General features: G+C 56.5%; 1 protein-coding gene. It reads left to right on the forward strand.

All coding sequences use genetic code 11. From position 1 onward, the window contains the following. A partial coding sequence (locus V2546_RS15595; RefSeq protein WP_329752827.1) for a VirB4-like conjugal transfer ATPase, CD1110 family occupies nucleotides 1-1,848 on the forward strand: 1,848 nt, incomplete at both ends.

Consider the following 1,848-nt stretch of genomic DNA (forward strand, 5'->3'; position numbering starts at 1 on the left):
CCCAGCAGACCCTCCCTTACCGGGAAATGTACCGGGACGGGGTGTGCCGGGTAGCGGACCGCTATTACACCAAAACCATTGAATACGAGGACATCAACTACCAGCTCGCACAGTCCGAAGATCAGGCAGCCATCTTTGACGGGTGGAGCGCCTGCCTCAACTACTTTGACAGCAGCCTTCCGTTCCAGCTTTCCTTCCTCAACCACCGGAGCCGCCCGGGCAGCCGGTACAGCGTGAACATCCCCATGCAGGACGATGATTACAACAGCGTCCGGTGTGAGTATGTGGAAATGCTGGAAAACCAGATCGCCAAAAGCAACAACGGCATTGTCCGCACAAAGCTCCTGACCTTCGGCGTGAACGTGGACGACCTTCCCACCGCCAGGGCAAGGCTGGAACGTGTAGAGGCGGACATTTGCGGGAACTTCAAAAAGCTGGGCGTCAAGTGCCGTTCCCTTTCGGGGCTGGAACGGCTGGAGCTTCTTCACGGGCAGCTCCACCCCGGCAGCGGCTCCCCCTTCCGGTTTTCATGGGATATGATCCCCAAAACCGGGCTTTCCACCAAAGACTTTATCGCCCCGGACAGTTTCGATTTTCGTTTCAGCCGACTGTTCCGGGTGGGGACGACTTGGGGCGCTGCCTCCTACTTGCAGATTTTGGCCTCGGAGCTCTCGGACAAGCTGCTGGCGGAGCTTTTGGAAATGGACGCGGAAATGACCATCACTCTCCATATCCAAACCGTCGATCAGGCCGCCGCCGTAAAATCCATCAAGGCCAAAGTCTCCGACATTGACAAGATGAAGGTGGAGGAACAAAAGAAGGCAGCCCGGTCAGGGTACGACATGGACATACTTCCACCCGACCTTGTAACGTACAGCAACGACGCAAAGACCCTCTTGGAAGATTTACAGAGCCGGAATGAGCGAATGTTCCTTCTGACTTTCCTTGTGGTAAACATGGCCCCGACCCGCCGGGAGCTGGACAATGACCTGTTCACGGTGTCGGGTATCGTCCAGAAATACAACTGCACCTTGAAGCGGCTGGACTTCCAGCAGGAGGATGGTTTTCTTTCCAGCCTTCCGCTGGGCCATAACGGCATTGAGATCAAGCGCGGCATGACGACCAGCTCCACGGCCATTTTCGTTCCCTTTATGACGCAGGAGCTCCGCATGGATGGCGAAGCCGTCTATTACGGGCTCAACGCACTTTCCCATAACGTCATCATGGCAAACCGGAAAAAGCTCAAAAACCCCAACGGCCTGTTCCTCGGCGTGCCGGGCTCCGGCAAATCCTTTGCCGCAAAGCGGGAGCTTGTGAACGTGTTCCTTGCCACCCGTGACCGGATCATTGTGGTGGACCCGATGGGCGAATACTCGCCCCTTATCAAGCGGCTGGGCGGACAGGTCATCGAGATCGCCCCGGACAGCCCCCACCACATCAATCCGATGGACATTGACCTGAGCTTTGACGAGGAAAACCCGATGGCGCTGAAAGCCGACTTTATCCTGTCGCTGATGGAGCTGATCGTTGGCGGCAAGGATGGCTTGCAGCCGGTGGAGCGGACCGTCATTGACCGCTGTGTACGCCAGATGTACCGGGAACATTTGCAGGACCCGGAAACAAGCAAAATGCCGACCCTCCAAACCCTGTATGACCTGCTCTGTTCCCAGCCGGAGGGCGAGGCGGTACGGCTGGCAACTGCCCTTGAAATCTATGTGTCAGGTTCCCTTAACGTGTTCAACCATGAAACCAATGTGGACTTAAACCGCCGTCTGGTATGCCTTGACTTAAAAAAGCTGGGGGCCGGGCTTCGGACGATTGCCATGCTCATTATGCAGGACTTGGTAA

It is taken from the genome of Clostridium sp. CM74B_53 (assembly GCF_036318045.1).
Classification (GTDB): Bacteria; Bacillota; Clostridia; order Lachnospirales; family Lachnospiraceae; genus Pilosibacter.